The organism is Sphingomonas sp. KR3-1 (assembly GCF_040049295.1).
In the GTDB taxonomy this organism is placed as follows: domain Bacteria; phylum Pseudomonadota; class Alphaproteobacteria; order Sphingomonadales; family Sphingomonadaceae; genus Sphingomonas.
In genome coordinates this window covers 2,365,155-2,391,556 of record NZ_JBDZDQ010000001.1, presented here as the reverse complement: position 1 = coordinate 2,391,556, position 26,402 = coordinate 2,365,155, and the positions used below count along the sequence as shown (strand labels likewise).

Annotated in this window: 24 protein-coding genes; 10 read left to right on the top strand and 14 right to left on the bottom strand. The window is 67.4% G+C overall.

Translation table 11 applies throughout. The features are described from left to right. Positions 1-35: 35 nt before the first annotated feature. Positions 36-1,307 (bottom strand): aerolysin family beta-barrel pore-forming toxin, encoded by a 1,272-nt coding sequence (locus ABLE38_RS11815; protein WP_348974336.1) that lies wholly within the window; start codon positions 1,305-1,307, stop codon positions 36-38. Positions 1,308-1,525: 218 nt separating this feature from the next. Further along, positions 1,526-2,899, bottom strand: a complete 1,374-nt coding sequence (locus ABLE38_RS11810) for a short-chain fatty acyl-CoA regulator family protein (protein WP_348974335.1) — start codon at positions 2,897-2,899, stop codon at positions 1,526-1,528. A gap of 371 nt (positions 2,900-3,270) precedes the next feature. On the opposite strand from ABLE38_RS11810, the gene aceA reads away from it, so the two are divergent. Both aceA and ABLE38_RS11800 read left to right on the top strand, forming a co-directional pair. Then, positions 3,271-4,554, top strand: a complete 1,284-nt coding sequence (gene aceA / locus ABLE38_RS11805) for an isocitrate lyase (protein WP_348974334.1) — start codon at positions 3,271-3,273, stop codon at positions 4,552-4,554. 15 nt (positions 4,555-4,569) lie between these two features. Beyond that, positions 4,570-4,722 carry a hypothetical protein gene (locus ABLE38_RS11800; RefSeq protein ID WP_180147184.1) on the top strand — a complete coding sequence of 51 codons (153 nt, stop codon included), beginning with the start codon at positions 4,570-4,572 and terminating at the stop codon, positions 4,720-4,722. 41 nt (positions 4,723-4,763) lie between these two features. On the opposite strand, the gene ABLE38_RS11795 is transcribed toward ABLE38_RS11800, so the two are convergent. Then, a complete protein-coding gene (locus ABLE38_RS11795; protein WP_348974333.1) occupies positions 4,764-6,230 on the bottom strand; it encodes an MFS transporter in 1,467 nt (488 codons plus the stop codon). A gap of 141 nt (positions 6,231-6,371) precedes the next feature. On the opposite strand from ABLE38_RS11795, the gene ABLE38_RS11790 reads away from it, so the two are divergent. Both ABLE38_RS11790 and ABLE38_RS11785 read left to right on the top strand, forming a co-directional pair. Further along, complete coding sequence (locus tag ABLE38_RS11790) at positions 6,372-7,517, top strand: acyl-CoA dehydrogenase family protein (RefSeq protein WP_348974332.1); 1,146 nt, start codon at positions 6,372-6,374, stop codon at positions 7,515-7,517. Positions 7,518-7,629: 112 nt separating this feature from the next. Further along, positions 7,630-8,418, top strand: a complete 789-nt coding sequence (locus tag ABLE38_RS11785) for an SDR family oxidoreductase (RefSeq protein WP_348974331.1) — start codon at positions 7,630-7,632, stop codon at positions 8,416-8,418. Here ABLE38_RS11785 and ABLE38_RS11780 read toward each other — a convergent pair. The 4 genes from ABLE38_RS11780 to ABLE38_RS11765 form a co-directional block, all read right to left on the bottom strand. Continuing rightward, positions 8,415-8,708, bottom strand: a complete 294-nt coding sequence (locus ABLE38_RS11780) for a UrcA family protein (RefSeq protein WP_348974330.1) — start codon at positions 8,706-8,708, stop codon at positions 8,415-8,417. The two genes, ABLE38_RS11785 and ABLE38_RS11780, sit on opposite strands and share 4 nt — an antisense overlap. A gap of 86 nt (positions 8,709-8,794) precedes the next feature. Further along, positions 8,795-10,306: a M56 family metallopeptidase gene (locus tag ABLE38_RS11775; RefSeq protein ID WP_348974329.1), complete on the bottom strand. Its 1,512-nt coding sequence runs from the start codon at positions 10,304-10,306 to the stop codon at positions 8,795-8,797. Beyond that, positions 10,303-10,677 (bottom strand): BlaI/MecI/CopY family transcriptional regulator, encoded by a 375-nt coding sequence (locus ABLE38_RS11770; protein ID WP_348974328.1) that lies wholly within the window; start codon positions 10,675-10,677, stop codon positions 10,303-10,305. Before ABLE38_RS11770 ends, ABLE38_RS11775 begins: the two co-directional genes overlap by 4 nt. A gap of 77 nt (positions 10,678-10,754) precedes the next feature. Continuing rightward, complete coding sequence (locus ABLE38_RS11765) at positions 10,755-13,010, bottom strand: NADP-dependent malic enzyme (protein WP_348974327.1); 2,256 nt, start codon at positions 13,008-13,010, stop codon at positions 10,755-10,757. Between the two features lie 124 nt (positions 13,011-13,134). Between ABLE38_RS11765 and mutS the strand changes: the two genes are divergently transcribed. From mutS to ABLE38_RS11745, 4 genes are all read left to right on the top strand, one after another. Beyond that, positions 13,135-15,714, top strand: coding sequence for a DNA mismatch repair protein MutS (mutS, locus tag ABLE38_RS11760; RefSeq protein ID WP_348974501.1), 2,580 nt, complete (start codon positions 13,135-13,137; stop codon positions 15,712-15,714). Beyond that, positions 15,711-15,935, top strand: a complete 225-nt coding sequence (locus tag ABLE38_RS11755; RefSeq protein WP_348974326.1) for a hypothetical protein — start codon at positions 15,711-15,713, stop codon at positions 15,933-15,935. Before mutS ends, ABLE38_RS11755 begins: the two co-directional genes overlap by 4 nt. 179 nt (positions 15,936-16,114) lie before the next feature. Further along, positions 16,115-17,089, top strand: a complete 975-nt coding sequence (locus ABLE38_RS11750; RefSeq protein ID WP_348974325.1) for a hypothetical protein — start codon at positions 16,115-16,117, stop codon at positions 17,087-17,089. A 91-nt stretch (positions 17,090-17,180) separates the two neighbouring features. Continuing rightward, positions 17,181-18,767 carry an FAD-binding protein gene (locus tag ABLE38_RS11745; RefSeq protein WP_348974324.1) on the top strand — a complete coding sequence of 529 codons (1,587 nt, stop codon included), beginning with the start codon at positions 17,181-17,183 and terminating at the stop codon, positions 18,765-18,767. A gap of 516 nt (positions 18,768-19,283) precedes the next feature. Here the strand turns inward: ABLE38_RS11745 and ABLE38_RS11740 are convergent. From ABLE38_RS11740 to ABLE38_RS11715, 6 genes are all read right to left on the bottom strand, one after another. Beyond that, positions 19,284-19,433 (bottom strand): hypothetical protein, encoded by a 150-nt coding sequence (locus ABLE38_RS11740; protein ID WP_348974323.1) that lies wholly within the window; start codon positions 19,431-19,433, stop codon positions 19,284-19,286. A gap of 42 nt (positions 19,434-19,475) precedes the next feature. After that, a complete protein-coding gene (locus ABLE38_RS11735; RefSeq protein ID WP_348974322.1) occupies positions 19,476-20,015 on the bottom strand; it encodes a hypothetical protein in 540 nt (179 codons plus the stop codon). Between the two features lie 80 nt (positions 20,016-20,095). Then, positions 20,096-20,821: a hypothetical protein gene (locus ABLE38_RS11730; protein ID WP_348974321.1), complete on the bottom strand. Its 726-nt coding sequence runs from the start codon at positions 20,819-20,821 to the stop codon at positions 20,096-20,098. 72 nt (positions 20,822-20,893) lie between these two features. Next, positions 20,894-23,080 (bottom strand): excinuclease ABC subunit UvrB, encoded by a 2,187-nt coding sequence (gene uvrB / locus ABLE38_RS11725; RefSeq protein WP_348974320.1) that lies wholly within the window; start codon positions 23,078-23,080, stop codon positions 20,894-20,896. Positions 23,081-23,127: 47 nt separating this feature from the next. Continuing rightward, on the bottom strand, positions 23,128-23,532 hold the full coding sequence (locus tag ABLE38_RS11720; protein ID WP_348974319.1) for a hypothetical protein: 405 nt from the start codon (positions 23,530-23,532) through the stop codon (positions 23,128-23,130). Continuing rightward, the gene (locus ABLE38_RS11715) at positions 23,529-24,557 is read right to left on the bottom strand and encodes a DNA/RNA non-specific endonuclease (RefSeq protein ID WP_348974318.1); all 1,029 of its coding nucleotides are present in this window, start codon (positions 24,555-24,557) and stop codon (positions 23,529-23,531) included. The genes ABLE38_RS11720 and ABLE38_RS11715 overlap by 4 nt, the downstream gene beginning before the upstream one ends. Positions 24,558-24,742: 185 nt before the next feature. Between ABLE38_RS11715 and ABLE38_RS11710 the strand changes: the two genes are divergently transcribed. Further along, positions 24,743-25,318, top strand: coding sequence for a DUF3617 family protein (locus tag ABLE38_RS11710; protein WP_348974317.1), 576 nt, complete (start codon positions 24,743-24,745; stop codon positions 25,316-25,318). Further along, complete coding sequence (locus ABLE38_RS11705) at positions 25,318-25,878, top strand: DUF3617 family protein (RefSeq protein ID WP_348974316.1); 561 nt, start codon at positions 25,318-25,320, stop codon at positions 25,876-25,878. The genes ABLE38_RS11710 and ABLE38_RS11705 overlap by 1 nt, the downstream gene beginning before the upstream one ends. On the opposite strand, the gene ABLE38_RS11700 is transcribed toward ABLE38_RS11705, so the two are convergent. Then, positions 25,879-26,340 carry a hypothetical protein gene (locus ABLE38_RS11700; RefSeq protein ID WP_348974315.1) on the bottom strand — a complete coding sequence of 154 codons (462 nt, stop codon included), beginning with the start codon at positions 26,338-26,340 and terminating at the stop codon, positions 25,879-25,881. Positions 26,341-26,402 lie beyond the last annotated feature (62 nt).

Here is a 26,402-nt window from a genome sequence, read left to right as displayed (position 1 = left end):
GCGCCGCCCGCCGGGCAGCGCCGCGGTAGCCGGCCTCAGGAGGGGATCGGCGCGTCCTCGCTGATCACCCGGAACTTCACATCGTTGCGCGTGATTTGGGTCATAGCGCCACAGGCCGGGAACACGGTGTCGGTATCGCCCTTGCGGATCAGCTCGTTGGTGCGGCCCAGCGATCCGGCGACCCCGTGCGGAGGCGAAGCTTGCGCGCCTCCACGATCCTGCGCGAAAAGCTCGTTCCACGCCCAGGGCGCCGCGTCCTCTTCGATCTGCTCCTTCAATACCTCGGAAAAGTGGGCGAAGTTGCCGGCGCTATCCTTGCCGCCGAAGATGGCGTCGACGATCGGCCGATCGCCACTGCCGCTGAAATCATTGTGGTAATTGGTGCCGCCGACGAAGCGCTGACCGCCGCCCCAGCGAAGGAATCCGTGGATCTTGATCCCGAAGGCAAGCTGCGAGTTGGCGCTGAACGGCAGCACCACCATGCCCTTGGTGGCGACGATCTCATATTTCCCCGCCGTGCCCGCCGGCGTGGCGTGGGAGAAGCTGTGCTCGTCGGTGACGCCGCTCGTCGCGCTGTTTGTGCTCTGGCGCGAGCCGCCATCGGTCTTGGAGCCGCCGACGCTCTCGGTGATGGACAGCGATGCCTTGGGGAACATCCCGCCGCCGGCACTGAACGTCTGGGTCGAGCTGAAATCGAGGTGGAAGGATTCCGACCAGTCCTGGCTCAGCGCGGCGCCGATCTGGCTCTGCGAGAAGACGGTGTTGGTGAAGATGGTTTCCACCGGGGTGCCGCCGGCGAGATTGTCGACCTCATAGGTCGTGATCTGCGAAGGCGCGGTATCGGTGGTGATGACTGGCTCGCCCGCGCTGCTATCCTTGCTGATCACGGTGACGTCGATGAACTCGATCGACGTGCGCATGTCGCCGTCATAGCCATCGCCTGCCGGATTGTTGCCCTCCGCATGAAGATTGGGCATATAGGCCGGGCCGGTAATGGTATAGCCGCCGCTGCCCGTGACGGTGGTGCCGGGCGGGACATAGGTATAGTCGTCGCCGACATTCGCGCCGTTGATGCCGCCGACCCAGCCATAGCCCAGATCGTTGGCGAGAAGCGCGACGTTCTGGAACACGTCTCTGAAAATGCGGAACTGGATCTCGGTCAGGGTGATCGTCGTGCCCGCTGTGATATCTGCGAACAACGGATTGCCCGGCGGCGCATGATCGGATGCGGCCTGCCTGATCGTATCGTCATCGATCGCCAGCGACGGTTCCTTGAAGCTCTTTACGGCAGGCGCAGTGGTAGCCATGTAATCCCCCCGGATATAAAAATCGCCGAAAAAATATTGCCTTACGGCGATGAGATGACACGCTCCGAACAGCGCAACAAGCGCGGGTTACGAACTGGGTCGCAATTGGTGCAATCTCTCGTTAACCTTGCGAATAGAGAGCGGCCGGCGTGCAATGCGCGTGGATCGCAAGACAAATTCCCGGAGCCAAGGCTAGCCGGTCGCCAGGAAATCCCCGCTCAATCCCTCGCAAAGCCGAACGGCGTGACCCCGCTCTCGCGCTCGTTGGCCAGCGCCGCGCGGCCGGCCGGCGGCGCGCTTCGCTGCGGGCAATCGGGCCGGGTGCAGGCGCGGCAGCCAAGCCCGACCGGCACCGCCTCGCCGCCCAGATCGACTCCGCGCGCCGCGCTCAGCGCCCGGGCCTCGCCCGCCGCCAGCCCGATGCCAAGCGCGAACCGCGCCTTCACCCCGCGCGCGCCCTGCGGCGTCCGCGCCCGCGACAGCGTGAACCAGCGCGCCGCATCCTCGGTCTCGACCAGCTGCACCAGCGTTTCGTCGGCCCGGCCGAACGCCTCGGTCAGGTTCCACAGCGGGCACAGCCCCGGCCCCTCGACCAGCGGCGATCCGCTCGCCCCGGCGAAGCGCTTGGAGACCTGGCCGGCCCGGTCGATGCGGATCAGGAAGAAGGGCAGCCCGCGCGCGCCGACGCGCTGCAAGGTGGTCAGCCGATGCGCGACCTGCTCGAAGCTCGCTCCGAAGCGGCGCTGGAGCAGCTCCAGCTCATAGCCGCTCTGCTCGCAGGCGCGCAGGAAGCGGCCATAGGGCATCACCAGCGCCGCGGCGAAATAGCTCACCAGATGCCGGCGATAGAGCCGCTCGCCGGCACGATCGAGCCCGGCGCCGCGCACCAGCGCCTCGATCTCGCCGCGCGCCTCGCTCGCCAGCCATTCGGCCAGCGCGAAGGTCCGTCCCGCGCCGTCGAGCAGCTCGGAAAGCTGCACCTGCCGGGCATGGTAATCGAGCCGCTTCAATAGCCCCGGCATCACGTCCGCCGGCAGGATGCGCACGGACAATTGATGCTTCACGCGCAGCCGCTCGGCCATCGCGCCATAGGGATCGCCCGCCGCCTGGCGCAGTTCGTCGGCCAGCGCTTCGGCCACCGCGTCGAGATCGGCGAAATGGTTGCGCCAGCGCTCGACTTCGCGGCGCACCTGCCGCGCCGGATCGCCCGCGCCCTCTTCCGCCACCGGTCCGCCGCCGATCCGGTCATAGGCGCGCGCGAACGCCTCCGCCCCGCCCGGCGCCCCCGCCAGCCATTCCTCCATCTGCTGCCGGTCGATCTCGAGATCGGCGAACAGCGGATCGGCCAGCCGCCGCCGCAGCGCCTCGACGCCGCCGCCGGGCTCGGCCGCGGCAAGCTTGCGCGGATCGAAGTCGTACACCTCGGCGAGCCGCAGCATCAGCGTCGCCGACACCGGCCGCTGGTTGCGCTCGACCAGGTTGAGATAGCTCGCCGACACGGCCAGCGCCTCGGCCATCGCCGCCTGGGTCAGCGCCAGCGTCCGCCGCAGCCGGCGGACGGCATGCCCCGCGAAAAGCTTCTGTTCGGCCACCTGTCTTCCTTCTTCATTCCCTCTCCCGCTTTCGCGGGAGAGGGAGGGAGCCGACGAAGTCGGCGGAAGGGTGAGGGTCTATGCGGGCAGCGAGCGACGCGCCTGCCTCCCTCACTGACCCTCACCCTGCCTCGCCACGCTCGGCGTCCCTCTCCCGCAAAAGCGGGAGAGGGAAAGTGCGGCTGTCCTACACGCAATGTTCCACTTATGTTCGATTCAGTCGAGTCGAACCACATTGTAAATTATTTACATATTTTCAATCGGAGCAAAACCCTTGCCTACACCGTGACCCTGCCAAAGCTGCAAAGACCCTCGTCAAGCGAGTCAAGGAATATCCATACAAGCCGGGCAATCCAGTCAAGGAAATGACAATGCCGACCCGCTTCGAAGACCTGATCCCCGCCCCCACCGGCCGGTTCGACGGCATTGTCCGTCCGTACACGCCGGCGGATGTCGAGCGGCTGCGCGGGTCGCTCGCCGTCGAGCACACGCTGGCCCGCCGCGGCGCGCTCAAGCTCTGGGAGCTGCTCAACACCGAGGATTACATCAACGCGCTCGGCGCCCTCAGCGGCAACCAGGCGATGCAGATGGTCCGCGCCGGATTGAAGGCGATCTACCTCTCCGGCTGGCAGGTCGCGGCGGACGCCAACACCGCCGGCCAGATGTACCCCGACCAATCGCTCTACCCCGCCAATGCCGGCCCCGAGCTCGCCAAGCGGATCAACGCCACGCTCCAGCGCGCCGACCAGATCGAGCATATGGAAGGCGGCGCCCAGCGCGACTGGTTCATGCCGATCGTCGCCGATGCCGAGGCCGGCTTTGGCGGGCCGCTCAACTGCTTCGAGATCATGAAGGCCTATATCGCCGCCGGCGCTGCGGGCGTGCATTATGAGGACCAGCTCGCCTCGGAGAAGAAGTGCGGCCATCTCGGCGGCAAGGTGCTGATCCCCACCCAGGCGCATATCCGCAACCTCGATGCTGCGCGCCTTGCCGCCGACGTCGCCGGCGTGCCGACGGTGATCTGCGCCCGCACCGACGCCGAGAGCGCCCGCCTGATCACTTCGGACGTCGACGAGCGCGACCGCGAGTTCCTCACCGGCGAGCGCACCCCCGAAGGGTTCTTCCGCCTCAAGGACGGCACCGGCGTCGATCACTGCATCAAGCGCGGCCTGGCGTTCGCCGAGCATGCCGACCTGCTGTGGTGGGAAACCTCGAAGCCCAACATGGACGATGCCCGCCGCTTCGCCGAGGCGATCAAGCGCGAGTTCCCCAACAAGATGCTGGCGTACAATTGCTCGCCCAGCTTCAACTGGGAGAAGAACCTCGACAAGGACGACATCGCCAAGTTCCAGCGCGAGATCGGCGCGATGGGCTATAAGTTCCAGTTCGTCACGCTCGCCGGCTTCCACCAGCTCAACTACGGCATGTTCGAGCTGGCCCGCGGCTACAAGGATCGCGGCATGGCGGCCTATTCCGAGCTGCAGCAGGCCGAGTTCGCCGCCGAGGCCAATGGCTACACCGCGACGCGCCACCAGCGCGAAGTCGGCACCGGCTATTTCGATGCGATCGCCACCACGCTGGCGGGCGGATCGAGCAGCACCACCGCGCTCGCCGAGAGCACCGAAACCGCCCAGTTCACCACCGAAGCCGCGTAGAAAGGAGCCATCGTCATGACCGAACCGCAACGTAGCCGCGCCGTCTTCTCGACCGAGGATTTCCGCCTGATCCGCGACGCGGTGGCGACCCATCTCGAGAAGGTGAAGGACGCGCCCGAGAGCGTGAAATACGCCAACCTCTATCACCGCCTCGGCCGCGTGGCCTGAGGTCCGACTTTCCTGGGGAGGAAAGGATGTCCGCCGAGGGGTCAGCCCTCGGCGGGCATTTCGCCGTTGCGGGCAGCGAGCCTGGCGACCCGCGCCTCATGCTCGGCCTTGCCGAAGGGGAAGGCCCGGTAGAGCGCCGCCGCGGCGAAGGCGAGCACGGCGTAGAGGAGCGAGAACAGGATGGTCAGCCGGTCGACCGCCGCGGGGGCAACCTGGCCCACCTTGGCCGCGGCCGGAAAGTCGACCAGGTCGAGCAGCATGCCGGTCGCCCAGATGCCCAGGCCGCTGCAGCATTTCTGCACAAAAAAGGCGCCGGCGAAGAACACGCCCTCGTTGCGGCGCCCGGTCTCCAGCTCCGATTGCTCGACGACATCGGCCATCATCGACGAGCCGAGGATCGTCGCCCCGATGCTGCAGGTGACGTTGGCGGCGTAGATGGCGAACAGCGACGGCAGCATCCACGGGTTGCCCGGTGCCGGGAACAGCCCGGCAAGCCGCAGGACATAGGGGAGCGCCACCCAGAAGGCCGCCGCCGCCATCAGCCACATCGCCGCCCGGGGCTTGCCCAGCCGGCGCGAGATCCGCGGCGCGATCAGGAAGGCGAAGAACGCCCCGACGAGGAGCGAGAAGGCGATGATCGTGAAGTCCTGGTTCTGGAAGCGCCAGACATGGGCATAGATGTAGGAGGACAGCGCGAAGCTGACGCCCTGGGCGCAGTAATAGCAGAGCCCCGCCGCCATCAGGACCAGGAAGGCGCGGTTCTTCACCGTGGCGATCAGCTCGCCGAAATGCGCGCCCAGCGACTGGCGGCGCGTCTCGGCACGGGGCAGCCGGTTGATCTCGCCATGCGTGCCGAGCGCCGAGGTCAGGATGGCGAACGCCATGATCCCGGCGCTGACGGCGGCGAAGGCCGGGTAGTTGCTGCGCACCAGCTGGCCGTTGGGGTGGCCCGGCGAGGGGCCGAGCAGCCAGGCATAAGCGAGGATCATCATCGCCAGCCCGCCGGCCCAGCCGAACAGGAAGCGATAGGCCATGATCCGCGTCCGCTCCTCATAGTCGGCGGAAAGCTCCGGAGTCAGTGCCTGGCTCGGCACTTCATAGGCGGAGACGGCGGTGCGGACGACCACCGACAGGGCGAACACCCAGAGCAGCAGGTGCGCATTCGAGAGCGCCGGCGGGTTCCACAGCAGCACCCAGCCGAGCGCGATCGGGATGGCCGAGGCGTACATCCAGGGATGCCGCCGCCCCCAGCGGCTGCGCGTCCGGTCCGACAGGAAGCCGATCGCCGGGTCGGCCACCGCATCGAGCAGCAGCGCGCACATGATCGCGAAGCCGACCTCGGTGGCGGGCAGCCCGAGCACCTGGTTGAAGTAGAAGAGCAGGAAGGTCGAGAAGCAGAAGTCCTTCACGCCGTACGCCACCGTGCCGAAGCCGTAAGCGAGCATGATCGGCGTGCGGATCCGCCGCATCGGGGGCACTGCCGCGTGGTTGGTTGCCGTGCCCTGCATCATCTTCTCCGACCCTTGTGGCGTGCAGCATAGGTGGCGCGGGTCGAGGGTCAACCGCCACCGATTGGAACATCGGGTATGGCTTGCCCAACACCGTGCGGGCGGTATAGCGTCCCGGTTCGAACCTGAGGAACGTAGGACATGGCACTCGACCCCGAAGTCTTCGACACGCTGATCGAGACGATCCGCCGCTTCGTCGCCGAGCGGCTGCGCCCCCTGGAAGCCGAGGTCGAGGCCGAGGATGCGATTCCCTCGGTGGTGACCGAGGAGATGAAAGCGCTCGGCCTGTTCGGCCTGTCGATCGCCGAGGACTATGGCGGCCTGGGGCTGACCATGCTCGAGGAGTGCACGGTCGCCATCGAGCTCGGCCGCACCACGCCGGCCTTCCGTTCGAGCTTCGGCACCAATGTCGGCATCGGCTCCCAGGGCCTGGTGATGGCCGGCACCGCCGAGCAGAAGGCGCAGTGGCTGCCCCGCATCGCCAGCGGCGAGATCGTCACCAGCTTCGCCCTTACCGAGCCCGATGTCGGCTCCGACAGCGGCGCGGTGCAGACCCGGGCAGTGCGGGATGGCGAGGTCTACCGCCTCACCGGCACCAAGCGCTTCATCACCAATGCCGACAAGGCCGCGCTGTTCACCGTGATGGCCCGCACCGGCGACGAGCCCGGCGGCCGCGGCGTCTCGGCCTTCTTGGTGCCGCGCGACCTGCCCGGCATCAGCATCGGCGAGCCCGAGAAGAAGATGGGCCAGAAGGGCGCGCGCGTCGCCGACGTGATCTTCGACGACACCCCCGTCCCCGCCGCCAACCGCCTCGGCGCCGAGGGCGAGGGCTTCAAGATCGCCATGCAGGTGCTCGACCGGGGCCGGCTGCACATCTCGGCGGTCTGCGTCGGCGTGGCGGAGCGGCTGATCGCCGACTGCGTCGCCTATGCAAGCGAGCGCAAGCAATTCGGCAAGCCGATCGCCGAGCACCAGCTGATCCAGGCGATGCTCGCCGATTCCAAGACCGAGGCGCTCGCCGCCCGCGCGCTCGTCCTCGAGACCGCCGCCGCCAAGGATTCCGGCCAGAACACCACGATGGAAGCCGCCGCAGCGAAGTATTTCGCCAGCGAGATGGTCGGCCGCGTCGCCGACCGCGCCGTGCAGATCTTCGGCGGCGCCGGCTATATCGCCGATTACGGCATCGAGCGGCTGTACCGCGACGTGCGGCTGTTCCGGATCTATGAAGGCACCAGCCAGATCCAGCAGCTGATCATCGCCCGCGAGACGCTCAAGCGCGGCGGGTAGAAATCTCCCTCTCCCCTTCAGGGGAGAGGGCCGGGGACAGGGGCATGGAGGAGCGGGCGCAACGAGCCTTCTCCCCTGCGCTCTCCCCGCAAACGGAGAGAGGGAGCTTAGAATGGACACCACTACCCTATTCCGCCTCGACGGCCGCGTCGCCCTGGTCACCGGCGGCTCGCGGGGCATCGGCCGGATGATCGCGGCGGGCTATGTCGCCCAGGGCGCCAAGGTCTATGTCTCGTCGCGCAAGGCCGCCGCATGCGAGGAGACCGCCGCCGCGCTCGGCCCCAATTGCATCGCGCTGCCCGCCGACATCTCCACGGTCGATGGCTGCAAGGCGCTGGCCGAAAAGCTCGCCGCGCTCGAGCCCAGGCTCGACATCCTCGTCAACAATGCCGGCGCCGCCTGGGGCGTGCCGTTCGACGAATTTCCCGAGAGCGGCTGGGACAAGGTGATGGACCTCAACGTCAAGTCGCCCTTCTTCCTCACCCAGGCGCTGCACCCGATGCTCAAGGCCGCAGCCTCCGAAGCGCGCCCGGCCAAGGTGATCAACATCACCTCGATCGACGGCCAGCGCGTCAATCCCTGGGAGACGTACAGCTACCAGGCGTCGAAGGCCGCGCTGATCCACCTCACCCGCCGCATGGCCGCGCGGCTGATCCAGGACCGCATCGTCGTCTCGTCGCTCGCCCCCGGCGCCTTCCCCAGCGACATGAACAAGGCCGCGCGCGACCATGGCGACGGCGTCGCCAAGCGCATCCCCTCGGGGCGGATCGGCGTGGACGAGGACATGGCGGGCGCCGCCATCTACCTCGCCAGCCGCGCCGGCGACTATGTGGTGGGCGAAACGCTCACCGTCGACGGCGGCCTGGTCAATGCCAGCCTGGGCGGCAGTATCGAGGGCTAGCGCCGCCAGGCCCTGCGCACAGCGTCCGGCATCTCGTCGAGCAGCGACTGGCGCACCGCGTCGATGCAATAGCCCGTCTCGGTGCGGATCAGCTGCGGCGTGACTTCCTTGCCATGCGCGCGGCAAAAGTCCCGTGCGGCAGCATCGACGCGATCGCGCAGGGCATCGCGGCCCGCTTCGGTGTCGATCGCGAGATCGGCATAGGCCAGCCGCACCGCGGGTTCGGAGGCGGGGACCCGCGCCGCGCAGGCGCCGACGAGGATCAGGGGCAGGAACAGGATCGAACGCATCGTCATTCTCCCTTCTGGTCGCCGGGCAAGCCGGCCCCGTGGCGCGAAAGCCGCGCTTTGGTTCGGTGATCGGGGTTGGGGCCGGCCTAGAAGCCGGTCTTCATCTGTTTCGCTTGCTGCTCGAGCCGGTCGGCATTGTCGCGCAGCGACTCCGCGACCTTGCCGTAGCTCTGGCGGATATCGGGCGAGAGGCTCTCGTCCCGTGCCTGGTTGCGATAGCTCTGCGCCTGGGCGCGCAGCTGGCTCGCCGCCGCCATCCGCTGCGCCTCTTGCGCCCGCGCATCGGGACCCGCACTCCACACGGTCTTCACTGGCAGCGGCTTTGTCGCGGGTTGCGCTGCCAGGCTGGCCTTGGCGCGGCGGAGCCCGGTCGCTTCGACGCCCGGCGCTGGCGGGCCATCGGGCACCCGCAAGGACTTCCGCCAGCGCGCCATCCTGGCCTCGAAGCGGGGCGCGAACCCGGCTGATGCCTCAGTCTCGGGCGCAGTTGCCGGCAGAGTCTTGAGCCTGGCGGCGACAGCGGGCATCCGCTTCAGCGGCAGGCGGCGTGGCCTGGGCGCCGCGACGGCTTCCTGCGCCGCCTGCGCTTCCGGCGCCGGCATGCGCGCAGGCGACGGCGCTTGCTGGCGTGTCTTGAGCATCGGTGCGGGCATGGGTGCCGCAGGCGCCGGCACCAGCTGCATCGCGGCGAGCGGCGCGATCCCGAGCGGGATGCAGCCGATCAGCGCCGTGCAGAGCAGCCCGCTCGCTGGCCTGGCAGGGGTGGCGTCGAGTACGCGCCGGATCCGCCGCGCCAGGGCGCTCCGCGTCACCGCCATGCCGCACGCGCCATGCGCGCCACCGCCGCCGGCCACCGCAAGCAGCGCCTGCGCATAATCGGCGCGGGCGACGTGGCGAACCGCATCCTCGTCAGCCGCCAGCTCGGTCTGGCGCCCCAGCTCGGCGGCGAGCAGCCAGGCGAGCGGGTTGAACCAGAACAGCGCGAGCGCCAGCCGTGCGGCCAGCATCGCCGGCCAGTCGAAACGCCGGACATGCGCGATCTCATGCGCGATCACCGCCGCTGCGCGATCGGCGCAGCGCTCGGTCTCCGGGCCGATCAATATGGTCGCCGGCGCGATCCCGAGGCTCAGCGGCGAGGCAATGCGGGGCGATACGAGTAGTCGCACGGGCCGCTTCAAGGGTTCGGCGGCCCGCGCGATCGCCTCCAGCCACACGCGGTTGGAGGCGGGCACCGCATGGCGGGTCCAGCGATGCAGCATGGCGAGCCCGATGGCGAGGCGCAGCAGCACGATTCCGGCGCCGGCCGCATAGGCCAGGGCAAGCCAGTCGATTTCCGGCGCCTCGGGCACGGCAGGCGCCGGCGCGATCTCCGCAAGCGGCAGGTCCGGCAGCGGCGCCACGGCAGGCAGCACCGCGATCTCGAGCGCAGGCACGGTCAGGATCAGCAGGGGAAGCAGCAGCAATGCTGCAATGCCGGCGCGCAGCATCGCCACGCGCTGGGCGGCGGGCCGGCCCCGCAGGGCCTGGCTGGCGAGCAGCGCCACCGCACAGGCCAGCGCCGATTTCCAGCCCAGCTCGATCAGCAGCGGCGCGATCATTTCGCCTCTCCCCGCGCCTTGTCGATCGCGCGCTGGAGTTCGTCGATCTCTTGCGGGTTGAGCCCCTGTTCCATGCCGAGCAGCGCGGTGGCAGCGCGCGCCGCCGATCCCTGGAAGAAGGTCTGCACCAGTCGCTGCAGCGCGGTCTCGGCCACTGCATCGGCCTGCGGCACCGGCGCATAGACATAGGCCTGGTTGACCGAATGATGCCCGATCAGCCCCTTGGCCTCGAGCCGCCCGAGCAGCGTACGCACCGCGGAGTCGCTCGGCGGATCGGCCAGCGCGCCGCGCACCGCAGCTGCGGTCGCCTCGCCTAGGCTGCACAAGGCCTCGAATACATCGCGCTCGCGGCGCGGCAGCGATTCGATCACGACTCGATCTCCTCCAACCTGCTACATCTGTAACATGCTACAAATGTAGCAGGCAAGAGGTGTTTTGCGTGACTAACTCAGCGCGCGATCCCGCCCGCCGCCAGCACCGCCAGCGTCACCAGCTCGCTCGCCGTCGCGGTCATCGGCGCGATCTGCACCGGCTTCTCCATGCCGATCAGCATCGGGCCGATCGTCGAGTCGCCGCCCAGCTCGCGCAGCAGCTTGGCCGAGATGTTGGCCGACTGGAGCCCCGGCATGATCAGCACGTTCGCCGGGCCCGAGAGCCGCGCGAACGGATAGTTCGCCAGCTGGCGCGGGTTGAGCGCGACGTCGGGCGACATCTCGCCTTCATATTCGAACTCGACCGCGCGCCCGTCGAGCACCTTGATCGCGCCCCGGACATTGTCGAGCCACTGGCCTTCGGGGTTGCCGAAGTTGGAATAGCTGAGGAAGGCGACGCGCGGCTCATGCCCCATGCGACGCGCAACGGTGGCCGCGCCCTCGGCGATGTCGGCCAGCTCCTCCGCATTGGGCCGCTCGTTCACCGTGGTGTCGGCGATGAACACGGTGTGCGACTGGCCGACCAGCACGTGCATCCCGAACGGCGTCTGGCCCGGGCGGTGGTCGATCACGCGCTTCACCTGGCGCATCGATTCGGCCCAGGTGCGCGTCACGCCGGTGATCATCGCATCGGCATGGCCGAGCTGGAGCAGCAGGCCGCCGAAGATGTTGCGGTCGCGGTTGACCATCCGCTCGCAATCGCGGCGCAGATAGCCGCGGCGCTGCAGCCGGCAATAGAGGAACTCGACCATCTGATCGACCAGCGGCGAATTGACGCTGTTGTGCAGCTCGAACTCGTCCGGGTTGGCGCCGAGCGCCTTCAGCCGTTCGTGCACCGATTCGCGCCCGACCAGCACCGGCGTGCCATAGCCGCCGTCCTTGAACGCGATCGCGGCGCGCAGCACGACTTCTTCCTCGGCTTCGGCGAAGATCACGCGCTTCGGATTGGCGCGCGCGCCCTCATAGGCCAGGCTGAGCACCGACGTGGTCGGGTTCAGGCGCGCACGCAGCGACTGGCGATAGGCGGCCATGTCGGTGATCGGCTTGGTCGCCACGCCCGAATCCATCGCCGCCTGGGCGACGGCGGCGGGCACCAGCTCCATCAGCCGCGGGTCGAACGGCGCCGGGATGATATAATCGGGGCCGAAGCTGTGCTGCACGCCGTACGCGGCCGCGACTTCCTCGGGCACCTGCTGGCGCGCCAGCTCGGCGAGCGCGGTCGCCGCGGCGATCTTCATCGCATCGTTGATCGTCGTCGCGCGCACGTCGAGCGCGCCGCGGAAGATGAACGGGAAGCCGAGCACGTTGTTGACCTGGTTCGGATAGTCCGAACGCCCGGTGGCGATGATCGCGTCCGGCCGTGCGGCCCGCGCCTCGGGCGGGGTGATCTCGGGATCGGGATTGGCCATCGCGAAGATGATCGGCTTGAGCGCCATGTGGTTGAGCAGCTCGGCCGGCAGCGCGCCGGCGGCCGACAGGCCCATGAACACGTCGGCGCCCTCCAGCGCATCGGCGAGCGTGCGGCGTTCGGTGGCGACGGCGTGCGCCGACTGCCACTGGTTGATCCCCTCGCGGCCCTGGTAGATCACCCCGGTGCGATCGAGCATCAGCAGGTTCTGGCTGGGCAGGCCCATCGCCTTGATCAGCTCGGCGCAGGCGATCGCGGCGGCGCCGGCGCCGTTCATCACCACGCGGGTGTCCTTGATGTCGCGCCCGGTCAGGTGGAGCGCGTTGATCAGGCCCGCGGCGGCGATGATCGCCGTGCCGTGCTGGTCGTCATGGAACACCGGGATGTTCATCTTTTCCCGGAGCGTCTGCTCGATCACGAAGCATTCGGGGGACTTGATGTCCTCCAGGTTGATGCCGCCGAAGCTCGGCTCCATCAGCTCGACCGCGTCGATGAAGCGGTCGACGTCCTCGGTCTTCAGCTCGATATCGATCGAATCGACATCGGCGAAGCGCTTGAACAGCACCGCCTTGCCTTCCATCACCGGCTTGGAGGCGAGCGCGCCGAGATTGCCCAGGCCCAGGATCGCCGTGCCGTTGGAGATCACCGCGACCAGGTTGCCCTTGGCGGTATAGTCATAGGCCGCCGCCGGATCCTTGGCGATCGCGAGCACGGGCACGGCCACGCCCGGCGAATAGGCCAGCGCCAGGTCGCGCTGCGTCGCCATCGGCTTGGAGGCGATGACTTCGATTTTCCCCGGCCGCCCCTCGGAGTGGTACAGCAGCGCCTCGCGCTCCGAAAACTGGACGTTCGATTCCTCGGACATTTCTCTCTCCTGATCGCCTCACCCCTTAGAGGCGACTTGTCCCCAAGAAAACCCGGTGCGGGGAGTTGATCGCAGATCGGGTTCCGCTACGTCCCCGATCATGTCCTCCGCTGCCCCCACTCCGATGATGGCGCAATATCTCGCGCTGAAGGCGGAAGCGGAAGATTGCCTGCTTTTTTATCGCATGGGCGATTTCTTCGAGCTGTTCTTCGACGACGCCAGGATCGCCAGCGCGGTGCTCGACATCGCGCTGACCGCGCGCGGCGAGCATGACGGCGAGCGCATCCCGATGTGCGGCGTGCCGGTCCACGCGATGGAGGGCTATCTCGCCCGGCTGATCAAGGCCGGCCACCGCGTCGCGATCGCCAACCAGACCGAGACGCCCGAGGAAGCGCGCAAGCGCATGGGCTCCAAGGCGCTGGTCAACCGCGCGATCGTCCGCGTCGTCACCGCCGGCACGCTCACCGAGGAGGCGCTGCTCGACAGCCGCACGGCGAACTGGTGCGCCGCGATCGGCGAGGCGGGCGGCAGCGTCGCCATCGCCTGCGCCGACATCTCGACCGGCCGCTTCGAGATCATCGAGACCACCGCCGACCGCGCCGGCGCCGAGATCGCCCGGCTCAACCCCGCCGAGACGGCAGTGGCGGACGGATCGGCCTTCGCCGAGCTCGCCACGATCACCCGCCCGAAGCTCGACTTCGACAGCGCGAGCGGCGAGGCCCGGCTCAAGCGCCTGTTCGGCGTCGCCACGCTCGACGGCTTCGGCCAGTTCTCCCGCGCCGCGCTCGCCGCAGCCGGAGGTCTTGCCGCCTATCTCGAGCATACCGCCAAGGGGGCGCTCCCCTTCCTGCGCCCGCCCCGCCTCTCGCGCACCGAAGCGGCGATGGCGATCGATGCGGCGACGCGCGAGAGCCTGGAACTCACGCTCAGCAGCGCCGGCACCCGCCGCGGCAGCCTGCTCGACAGCGTCGACCGCACCGTCACCGGCGCCGGCGCGCGCCTGCTCGGCAGCGACATCGCCGCCCCTTTGATGGACCGGCCGAGCGTCGAGGCGCGGCTCGATCTCGTCACCCATTTCCATGACGACGCGCTGCTACGCGACATGGTGCGCGGCGCGCTGCGGGCGATGCCCGATATCGGCCGCGCGCTCGGCCGCCTCGCCGCCGGGCGCGGCAGCCCGCGTGACATGGGCCAGCTGCGCGACGGGCTCGACGGCGCCTGGCGCCTCGCCGAACGGCTCGACGCGACCGGCATTCCGCCGCTGCTCGCCGACCTCGTCCCGCAGATGCGCGGGCACGGCGCGCTGATCGACCTGCTTGCCCGCGCGCTCGTCCCCGAGCCGCCGGTCGACGCCGACAAGGGCGGCTATATCGCCGAGGGCTATGACGCCGCGCTCGACGACCTGCGCGATGCCGGCGCCGGCGGCCGCCGCGCCATCGCCGCGCTCGAGGCCGAGTACAAGGCGCGCACCGGCATCAACGCGCTCAAGATCCGCCACAACGGCGTGCTCGGCTATCATATCGAAGTGCCGGCGAAGAACGCCGATCCGCTGATGGCGCAGGATAGCGGCTTCACCCACCGCCAGACGCTCGCCGGCGTGGTCCGCTTCAACGCGCCCGAGCTGCACGACGTCGCGGTCAAGGTGACCCAGGCCGGTGCCCACGCGCTCGCCGCCGAGGCCGCGCATCTCGAGGAGCTCACCGCCCGCGCGCTTTCCGCCCGCGAGCCGATCGCCCGCACCGCCGATGCGCTCGCCCGGATCGACGTCGCGGCGGGCTTGGCAGAACGCGCCGCCGAGGGTGGCTGGGCCCGCCCGCATCTCGTCGAGCATGCCTGTTTCGAGATCGAGGGCGGCCGCCATCCGGTGGTCGAGGAAGCGGTGGCGAAGAGCGGCGGCCGCTTCGTCGCCAATGACTGCAACCTCTCCGAAGCCAGCCGCCTCTGGCTGGTCACCGGCCCCAACATGGGCGGCAAGTCGACCTTCCTGCGCCAGAACGCGCTGATCGCCGTCCTCGCCCAGGCCGGCTCCTACGTCCCCGCCACCCGTGCCACGCTCGGCATGGTCGATCGCCTGTTCAGCCGCGTCGGCGCCTCGGACAATCTCGCGCGCGGCCGCTCGACCTTCATGGTCGAGATGGTCGAGACCGCCGCGATCCTCGCGCAGGCGACCCCGCGCAGCTTCGTGATCCTCGACGAGGTCGGCCGCGGCACCTCGACCTATGACGGCCTCGCCATCGCCTGGGCGGTGGTCGAGGCGATCCATGAGGACAACCGCTGCCGCTGCCTGTTCGCCACCCACTATCACGAGCTGACCCGGCTGGCCGAGCGCTGCGACGCGCTCACCCTCCACCATGTCCGCGCCCGCGAATGGAAGGGCGACCTCGTCCTGCTCCATGAAGTCGCGCAGGGCCCGGCCGACCGCAGCTACGGCCTCGCCGTCGCTCGCCTCGCCGGCCTGCCGCCCGTCACGATCAAGCGCGCCAAGTCCGTGCTCGACAAGCTCGAGGCGGGCCGCGCCGCCACCGGCGGGCTCGCCGCCGGGCTCGATGATCTGCCGCTCTTCGCTGCCATGGCGGTCGAGGAAGCGGAACAGGTCGATGCGCTGCGCAGCGAGCTCGGCACGCTCGACATCGACAGTCTGTCCCCGCGTGAGGCGCTGGAAATGCTCTACCGGCTCAAGGGCCTGGCGGCGGAAGGCGCATGACCGTCCACGACATCACCGACCAGTTCCTCGCCATCCTGCTGCGCGAAGTCGGCGGCACCCGCCGGCGCTGGCGCAACGTCATCGGCCCGGTGAAGCTCTACAGCGCCGAGACCCACCCGCATTGCAACTGGTCGATCACTCCCGGCGGCGATGCCGGCGAGAACAGCGCGGTCGAACGCGTCGCCGATCGGCTTCGGGACAAATACCCGATCATCGGCTGATCCCTCCGACGTCTCGTCCACAAGCGCCATCGCGGCGAAGGCCGGGCAGACGCTGTCTGCACCCCTGGCGCCCGGTTTTTTCCGTCCGGATCGGTGGCACCGCCCCCGCGGCGAACACCGCTATGCTATTGGCTCGTTGCGCGCCCGTAACGCACCATCCCCAGCAAGGAATCGAACGGATGAGCATCGACAAGTCCCGATGGATGAGCCTCGCCTACGGTAGCAACATGGCGATAGCCGATATTCCGATGTGCCAGTTCCCGCTCCCGGGAAGTCACGATGCCGGCTCCTATGGCGGCATCAACGTCAAGAGCAAGACGCAGCATTATTCGATCGCCGAGCAGCTTGCGATCGGCGTGCGCTATTTCGATTTCCGCGTGCGCGTCGACAATGGCGTGTTCTTCTCGCATCACGGCTCCGACGAATCCCGCGACAATCCCTATACCGCGATGACCAAGGACCCGAATACGACCTATCTGTTCGACGAGATCGTCACCTTCCTGCGCGCGAACCAGGAAGAAGTGGTGCTGATCTGCTTCCAGGACTTCACCTCGGTGTGGAACCAGAGCTTCACGGAACAGGACGCGGCCGATTTCCTTTCCTGCCTCAAGCGCGATTTCGGCGGGGTGCCGGCGAACGACGACCTGCTCTACATTCCTGGCGGCATGCCGACCTACGGCAAGTGCATCGAAACGAACCAGCGCGCGCTCGCGATCATCAACGACAAGGCGTTCCCGGGTACCAACGACGGCTGGTATTTCGACTGGAGCCAATATCTGCGCGATCGCTTCTCGGATTATAAATACTGGCTCCACAGCTGGAGCACGCTGATCGACGACACGCTCGCCGATCAGCAGAACTATCTGGTCGATACCGGATCGGACGGCCGCGACCTGGACTTGTTCTGGGTGAGCCAGGCGATCCTCGGCTATTCAAACGTGACCACGCCCAATGGCGAAAGCCAGAACAAGGACGGCGCGTCGCATCTCAATTCGGTGTTCACCGCCGCGTACAAGGACTGGTGGAAGGGGCAATCGGCGATCCAGGGCGTCACCCAGGCGGTGCAGAAGCCGAACGTCCTGCTGCTCGATTATTCGGGCGTCTATGACGACTTCGCCACCGACTGCTACAATCTGCTGACCGGCAGCGCCTAGTTACGCCCGATCCGGCGCCATCCCTTCGGACTGGCGCCGGATTTCGCGGCATAGTCCGCCCGGGCGCGCCGATGCGCCGGGAGGGTGCCAGATGAGCGATTTCCCCACGCGTAGCGGCGACGCGGTGATGACCAGCGACCGCCAGGGCTTCGATCGGCGCTGGTATGCGCCCAACCTCGCGGCGGTCTATGTGCCGGCCAGCCTCGACGACGTCGCCCCCTGCGTCCAGGCCGCGCTCGCTGCCTATGGCGCCGACGTCAAGATCGTCTCGGGCCGGCATTGCTATGAGGACTTCGCCTATAACGACACCACCCGCGCGGTGATCGACATGTCGGCGCTCAACCAGGTCGGCCTCGATCCGCAGCTTGGCTATTTCGTCGATGCCGGGTCCGAGAACTGGACCGTCTACCGCACCCTGCTCAACGGCTTCGGCAAGACGCTGCCGGCGGGTTCCTGCTATTCGGTCGGCGCCGGCGGGCACATCACCGGCGGCGGCTATGGCCTGCTCTCGCGGCTGCACGGGCTGACGGTGGACTGGCTGACCGGGGTGGACATCGTCACCTGGGATGCCGGCAGTGGCACCGCGACGCTGCGCCACGTCTCCGCCGCCAGCAGCGACCCGGCCGAGCAGGACCTGTTCTGGGCGCTGTGCGGCGCGGGCTGCGGCAATTTCGGCGTGATCGTGCGCTATTATTTCGCCACCCTGCCCGACGCGCCCGACCATGCCTCGCTATGGACGCTGGCCTGGAACTGGAGCGACGTGCCCGAAAGCGCCTTCACGGCGCTGCTCGCGCTCTACGCGAAGGTCGTCAGCGACATGCCGGAGACCGACTTCAGCCTGCTCAAGCTCAACCATGTCGCGGCGGGGCAGATCGGGCTGATCTATCAGAGCGTCTCGCCGCCGGGCACCAGCAAGGCCGCGCACCGCGCCCGCGCCGCCGCCCAGGCCGAGCAGCTCAAGCGCCGCCTGCGCGAGGTCGCGCCGTCCAGCCCGCTGATCCGTCCGCTCGGCGGCCATCCCGGCCTGATGACCTCGATGCTGGCCAGCGAGGACATCCAGCATCTCACCTATCTCGAGGCGCTGCAGACGCTCAATGGCTCGGGGCCCAACCAGTTCGGCAAGTACAAGTCCGCCTATATGAAGGCGGCCTTCCCGCCCGCGCAGGCGAGCACGATCTATCAATGGCTGAACACCGTGCCGCCGGGCCTGGACGCGAGCGACATGGCGCAGAGCCTGCTCCAGGTCGACAGCTATGGCGGGGCGATCAACACCGTCGATCCGACGGCGACCGCGGTGCCGCAGCGCAGCTCGATCATGAAGCTGCAATACCAGACCTATTGGAACAACGCCTCGCCCCCCGGCGGCCCGCTGTCCCCGGCGGACGAAGCCCAGGCGCAGGCGCATCTCGCCTGGATCGACGAGTTCTACGCCTTCGTCTATGCGGCGACCGGCGGCGTGCCGGACCCGGCGCTGGACCCGGATGGCGTGGTCGATGGCTGCTATTTCAACTATCCGGACCTGTCGCTGGGCTCCTATGCCACCGGCAATGTCGACCAGGCGCTGCGGCTGTATTTCCTCGACAATTTCCGCGCCAACCCGCGCAACCTGGTCGCGATCAAGCAGCAATGGGACCCGCAGGACTTCTTCCACCACCAGCAATCGCTGCCGGTGACTTGAGGGTGGTGCTGCTGCTGGGTGCGTGGGATCCCTGCCTGCGCGGGGACTGCGCGTCGTTTCACGACGCCGGAAAGGAAAGATGCCCAAAATGAAAGAGGTCGCCGGGGCGTCTCCCGACGACCCGGCGACCTCCGACATGGTCAGCGGCCGGAAGCTCCAGCCCGGGAGACCATGCGGACCGCTTTGCTTCGGACTGGCGCCGTTGATTGGAGGAGAATACCTCCCGGCGCCTTACGATCGGAGGGCTTCCGATCGCGTCAGAAGCTTAGCGGTGCGTCTCCCGAACGAACTGAACCGACCCCATTGCTGAACCATGAGACATCGGATCACCTCCTTTCGCCAGTTGAAGAGCACGTGCCGTTGTGGGCACGCCAACTATTTGAATCACCGCGAGTCGCAGAACAAGTCTTGTATAAAATCTTTTTATGAGCGATTCTGGAATTCTGGGCCTGAAACCGGGCGCCGCGCCCTTTCGGTAGCGCAACCATTCCCGCCGGCTAGGCCGTCCGTGCCGGCTCAGTGGCGCTTGAAATACTGCACTTCGCGCTCATGCTTCTCGGCTGCCGCGCGCGTGTCGAACGTGCCCAGGTTGCGGCGCTTGTGCGTATCGGGGTCGACTTTGCGCGAATAGAGCCGGAATTCGCCCGATTTGAGCTTGCGGATCATGGCCTTCTCCTCTCGCCGCATCAATGCGCGAGCGGGCCCGATTTATCCGCGGCAATCCTCGGCGACGCGCAGGATCTCGGCATAGGCGGGCACCACCAGCGTCGGCAGCCCATTGCCCTCCACGAGGAACCGCCCGCGGCTATAGCCCATCGCGTCGAGCGCGGAATCGCGCGGCCCCAGATCCGCGGCGAGCCAGGCAGTAGTCCCGCTCGGCAGCGGCTGGACCGGCAGCTGGCGCAGCGTGCTGGTGGTGCGCAGCGTCAGGCTCGCCACGCCCGCGCCCTTGCGCGACAGCACCACGCGCCCGCGCGCGGCATCGCAGCGCAGGATGAGCTCGGCCTCGCCGCCAGCCACGCCGAACAGCGCGACCGATCCGCGCCCGTCCTGCCTGTATGCCCAGCTGCCAGGAGTCAGCGGCCAGTCGCGCCAGTCGGCGGCCAGCGTCGGCGTCGCCACCGGCGCGGGGGTCGGCGTGGGCGTGGGGACAGGCCGCGGCGGTGCCGGCGGCGGCACGACGTGCGGCGTTTCCGAACAGCCCGCAATGGCAAGCGCGGAGGCGAAGACGAGCAGGGTACGGCGCATGGCCGGCCTTATGGGGGAAGTGTCCGGCAGGCTCAACCGCCGCGACGGCGGATCGACGCTTCCCGGCGCCGAAGGGAACGCTATCCCGTCACGCTGTGCGAGAGCGATTGCCAGGCCGGCGTCAGGTTGAGCACAACCCGCGCCACCTGCGTCAGCAGGAAGAATCCGCCGCCCCACAGCGTCGCCGGGTGCAGCTTGCCGCGCGTGCGCAGGTCGTACGCCACGAGCATCGCCAGCAGGATATCGGTAAGCAGGATGCCGCCATAGGCGGGCATCAGCGGCAGGTGCGAGAATTTCGTGATCCGCGCGAGCGGGGTGGTCAGGATCGCGATCGTGCCGAGCAGCATCAGGCGCTTGTGCCAGGCCGACCTCGCCCGCATCGCGATCCCCGCGGCGGTCAGCACCGCGAAGGTGAAGATCGCGCCGAGCGGGAAGATCAACGGCGGCCCGGACGGCGGCAGGTGATGCGCCGCGATCGCCTGCTTGACGAGGATCGCCGTCGCCACGCCCAGCGGCACCATCGCCACCGCCAGCACCGCGACGACCGGACCGATCAGGCGGTGGAGATCGCTGCGCCCGGCGGAAACCAGCCCCGTCTGCACGACGAACAGCAGCATCCACGCCGTGAAGACCACGCCGTGGATGTGCAGCACCGGCGAGAGCGGACGCCCGCCGAACACCTCGGAGAGATAGTAGCTGGGCGCGAAGCCGATAAAGGTGAGCACCACCATCAACAGCGCCATGCCGCCGAAGAACCGGCGCTCGTCGTTCAATCGAAACCCGCTGCGCGCTGCCAATGTCGCCATCTTGCCCCCGCGGAATTGCCACAGGACGACCGGTGTATCACAGCAATCGCCGGGGCAGTAACGGGTTCGTGGCTAACGCCGGCTACCCCATTTCTTCTGCGTCTTCCCGTACCGCGTCTTGCGCGTGCCCGGCTTGCCTTCATTGCTCCGCCCCATGATCGGCGCCTTGTGCTCACCCGCCGGCAGGCCGAGCTCTTCCTGCTCGAGCGCGCGGATCTCGTCGCGCAGCCGCCCGGCTTCCTCGAACTCGAGGTTGGCCGCGGCGTCGCGCATCTTCTTCTCGAGTTCCTCGATATAGGCGCGCAGATTGTGGCCGACCATGTGCGGCCGGTCCTCGTCGATCTCGACGGTGACCTGATCCTTCGACGCCACATGCGCGATGATATCGCCGATGTTGCGCTTGATCGTCGCCGGCGTGATGCCGTGCTCGCGGTTATATTCCTCCTGCTTCTCGCGGCGGCGCCCGGTCTCGGCGAGCGCGCGCTCCATCGATCCCGTCATCCGGTCGGCATAGAGGATCACCCGCCCCTCGACGTTGCGCGCCGCGCGGCCGATCGTCTGGATCAGCGAGGTCTCGCTGCGCAGAAAGCCTTCCTTGTCGGCATCGAGGATCGCGACCAGCCCGCACTCGGGGATGTCGAGGCCCTCACGCAGCAGGTTGATGCCGACCAGCACGTCATAGACCCCCAGGCGGAGATCGCGGATCAGCTCGATGCGCTCCAGCGTCTCGGTATCCGAGTGCATGTAGCGGACCTTCACGCCCGCCTCGTGCATATATTCGGTCAGGTCCTCGGCCATGCGCTTGGTGAGCGTCGTCACCAGCGTGCGATAGCCCAGCGCCGTGGTCTTCTTGCACTCGACGATCAGGTCCTGGACCTGCTCCTCGACCGGCTTGATCTCCACCGGCGGATCGATGAGGCCGGTCGGGCGGATCACCTGCTCGACGAACACGCCGCCGGTCTGCTCCATCTCCCAGCCGCCCGGCGTCGCCGAGACATAGACCGTCTGCGGGCGCATCGCCTCCCACTCGTTGAACCTGAGCGGCCGGTTGTCGATCGCGCTCGGCAGGCGGAAGCCATATTCGGCCAGCGTAACCTTGCGGCGATGGTCCCCGCGCGACATGCCGTTGATCTGGCCGATCGTCTGGTGGCTCTCGTCGACGAAGAGCAGCGCGTTCTCGGGCAGATATTCGAACAGCGTGGGCGGCGGCTCGCCCGGCAGCCTGCCGGTCAGGAAGCGCGAGTAATTCTCGATGCCCGCGCAGCTGCCGGTCGCCGCGATCATCTCCAGGTCGAAGTTCGTCCGCTGTTCCAGCCGCTGGTGCTCGAGCAGCTTGCCCTCGGCTTCCAGTTCCTTCAGCCGCTCGGTCAGCTCGTGGCGGATGCCTTCCATCGCCTGCTTCATCGTGGGCCCGGGCGTGACATAGTGCGAGTTGGCGAAGACGCGGACATAGTCGAGGCTCGCCACCTTCGATCCGGTCAGCGGGTCGAACTCGGTGATCTCCTCGATCTCGTCGCCGAAGAAGCTCACCCGCCAGGCGCTGTCCTCATAGTGCGACGGGAATATCTCCAGGCTGTCGCCGCGCACCCGGAACGCGCCGCGCCCGAAGGCGGCGTCGTTGCGCTTGTACTGCAGCGCGACCAGCTTGCGGATGATCTCGCGCTGGTCGACCACCTGGCCCTTCTTGAGGTCGAAGATCATCGCCGAATAAGTTTCGACCGAGCCGATGCCGTACAGGCACGAGACCGAGGCCACGATGATCACGTCGTCGCGCTCGAGCAGCGAGCGCGTGGCGGAGTGCCGCATCCGGTCGATCGCCTCGTTCACCGAGCTTTCCTTCTCGATGTACGTGTCCGAGCGGGCGACATAGGCCTCGGGCTGGTAATAATCGTAGTAGCTGACGAAATACTCGACCGCGTTCTCCGGGAAGAACGACTTCATCTCGCCATAGAGCTGCGCCGCCAGGATCTTGTTCGGCGCGAGCACCAGCGCGGGGCGCTGCAGCGTCTCGATCACCTTGGCCATCGTATAGGTCTTGCCCGAGCCCGTTACACCCAGGAGCACCTGGTCGCGTTCGCCCTGGCGCGCCTGCTCGACCAGCTCGGGGATCGCGAACCGCTGGTCGCCCGAAGGCTCATACTCGCTGACGAGCTTGAACGGCCGCCCGCCCTCGAGCTTGTCGGGGCGCTGAGGGCGATGCGGAACGAAGGCCTGCCCGGTCTCGGGCTCTTCGAGGCTGGTGCGAATCTGAATTGCCATTGCGGGGAATATGGGAAGTAGGGTGCGCGGTAGCAATCGCGCCGGCTCTACAACTCCATCGCATCCGACGGCGGCGGCGGATATTTGATCGGCTTGTCGCCGTATCTCGCCTTCAATACCCGGCGGCTTCGGTCTTCGGGATCCTCCTCTTGGGCAAGTTCATCGGAATATTGGAAACTAGCGTCGAACGCGTTTCCGACGACGGCGTATGATATAGTCGCCCATACCTTGCGGGGATCAGACGCATACCAAGCGTCAAGCAGCGCTTCTGAAAGCGCGTTACTGGTGTCGATGCATTCGACATAGTCCTCTCTCTCTAGAAACAGAAGATCATAGACCATACCCGGCCCTACTTCTGCGTACAGAAACGCGCCATCGGGATCGCCATCAACCTCATCCGATATCGCTTGGCCAATCGCCTGAAGACAGTCCTCTAGTGATTTTCTGGTCATGGCGTTTTCCTCTGTCGCACATTTGGGAACCTGCGAACTCGGCGTTCCCCATCAAACCAATAATAGGCGGTGATCCAGCTTGGCCTGCGCGATATGCCTTCGTAGCTAGCTCGAATATCGATCCGCACCGTGTGACCCGCGTCCATCGCCTTATCCCAACTCCTCTCAAGCGCGGCATATTCCGTTTGGTTGAAAGAACCATCTTGGGCAAAATGATTGAACCAGTCTTTGGGGCCGTTGAACCTACGCGCAATGACATGGCCGCCATGGTCCTTAGGTAGCCGATCAGATCCTCCCGCCAGCTCTTGCGCTTTCCGAGAACGGCCCTGCGCCCTATTCCGAGTTAGCGTGCCCGTCACACGCTTAAATCGATCAGCCAAATCCAGCTCATAAAGATAGCCGTTCGCTGAAATCTTTCGATATGTCGCGCTGATCTGCTCCGCCACCGATGGCAGCGCGCGATTGGGCGGCATCTGTCCGCCGTGCGTCCCCATGTACAGCGCAAGCGCCATGAACTTGCTGCGTGCATCCCGTCCCTCATCGAGTGCACGCTGCGTAGGCAGCATGAGCGTCTGCCCAATTCGTAGTTTGCCTATTGGAATGCGATTGAAATCGGCGAGATACTTGACGGTCAAACCCTTCCGCATCCGCGCGATGCTGGTCAGGCTGTCGCCAGGTCCGACTGTATAGACCTTCCAGTTCGCCGGATGCCACGGACTCGCATCGCCGTAGTCGGGAACATAGGGATCCCGCGCCGACGGTACCCGACGCCCGCCATAAGCGTCGTGTATGTCCTTCGCGCCGGCGTCGCGGTCGCGCTGCTGGATGCCTCGCTCCGCGTCGCGGTCCTGATAGCTGCCGTTCTGATAATAGCGCCCCTGGCCGACGAAGGTGAAACGCCCGTTCCCAGTATCGTGCCAGGGATTGAATTTGAGCTCGACGCCCGGCGCCGCGCGATATCCCGTCCGCAGATAGATCGCGAATGCGGTTTCGACTTTTCGAGAATTCGATCGACTCAAAGCCATCTGCCCATCTCCCTGCCGCAGAAGTGGGAAGCCCATTAGAACATATCAAGAACAATAAGAACCCATTTGGTTCAAAAGTCAGCTCGCCCGCACCCTGCTCCTCGTCGCCGCCGCGGATCGAGGCTTGTATTCCCCCGCAACATCGGGTGTGGCTGGCGCAACCGCCACACCCCAGGGGAAACCGCATGCGCCTGACCATCCTCGCCGCCGGAGCGCTGCTGCTCCCCCTCGCCGCCTGCAACAAGGGGCCCTCGACCGAGGAGAGCGCGCGCCAGACCGGCGAGATCCGGCTCGACAATGCGAGCATGGAGGAAGTCGCCAAGCAGGCGACCGCCGCCGAGGCCAAGGCGCCCGTCCAGAAGGCAGGCCAGTGGGAAGAGACGATGCAGATGATCGGGCTCGAGGCCGGCGGCGCGACCGAGGCGCAGGTCGCCCCGCTCAAGGCCCAGGTCGGCAAGCCGCCGCAGAAGCGCACCGGCTGCCGCACCGCTGCGGACAGCAAGCCGTTCGACGTCTCCAAATTCCCGGCGATGTCGCAGACCTGCCGCTTCACCAAATACTATTCGGTCGGCGGCAAGGTCGAGGCGGTGATGAACTGCGACGTCCCCGGCGGCAAATCGAGCGTGTCGATCGCCGGCACGCAGAACGCCAATGCCTATGACCTGACGATGAAGCAGAGCCAGACGATGACCGGCCAGCCGAAGGAATCCTCGGTCACGTTGCGCGTCACCGGCAAGCGCCTGGGCGAGTGCAAGATCTGATGCGCGCGAGTGCCATGCCCCTGGCCGCCGCCGCGCTGGTGCTGCTCACCGGCGCCGGCCAGGCGAGCGACGGCTTCACGGTGACCGATGTGAGCGCGGCGCAGGTCGCGGACGCCTATGCCAAGGCGAAGCCGGGCGGGCCGATGCGCATGGGGCAATGGGAGCGCTCGATCGAGCTGACCGCGCTCGACTTGCCGGGCGTGCCCGCCGGTCCGGAGCGCGATGCGAAGATCGCCGCGGCCAAGGGAGAGAAGAAGGTCGACAGCGTCTGCCACAGCGGCACCGTCCTCGCCGCGCCCGAGCCCGCGCAGATCTTCGAGATCATGGGCAGCGACTGCCACTACAAGCGCCTGACCATGGGCGGCGGCAAGTTCGAGGGCACGCTCGACTGCAAGGGCGATGCGCCGGGCGACACCGTCGATGTCGCGGTATCGGGCAGCTATGCGGCGGAGCGCTTCGCCATCCGCCTCGATGTCGATCGCAAGCCCGCCGATCCGGCGCAGCGCGTGGTGATGACGATGCTGCTCAACGGCCACCGCACCGGGGAATGCGCGCAGTAACTAGGACTCGCGGCGATAGGCGATGCGCCACATCAGCACCGCCGTGGCCCCGGCGAACAGCGCCAGGATGCCGCTCGAGGCGAGCGCGCTGATCCAGCGGAACAGCAGCGCGCGATTGTCCATCGGCGGCATCTCGAACAGCCCGAAGCCATAGGTCTGCGCGCCGACGAAGATGGCGAGCGCCGTGACCGCGCCGACCAGCGCGGCATGGCGGGCGCGGCGCAGCCCGGCGACGTGCATCACCAGCCAGAGCGGGCCGCCCACCGCGGTGATCGCGATCCCGGCAATCAGGCTGCCGATCATCCAGCCGCCGACCAGGCTCAATGCGTCGCGCTTGCCGCCGAGCAGCAGCAGCCCGATCACGATCAGCCCGGCAAGCGCGCTGCCCGCGCCGAGCGCGAGCCCGGCACGGTCGATCGTCGTGTCATAGCGGCGCGAAGCGCTGGCCGCGCGGTCGTTCACTTGGGCACCCCTCCCGATTCCGGGTGAACGATAAACCCGGCGCCCGAGTCCCTTCAAGCATT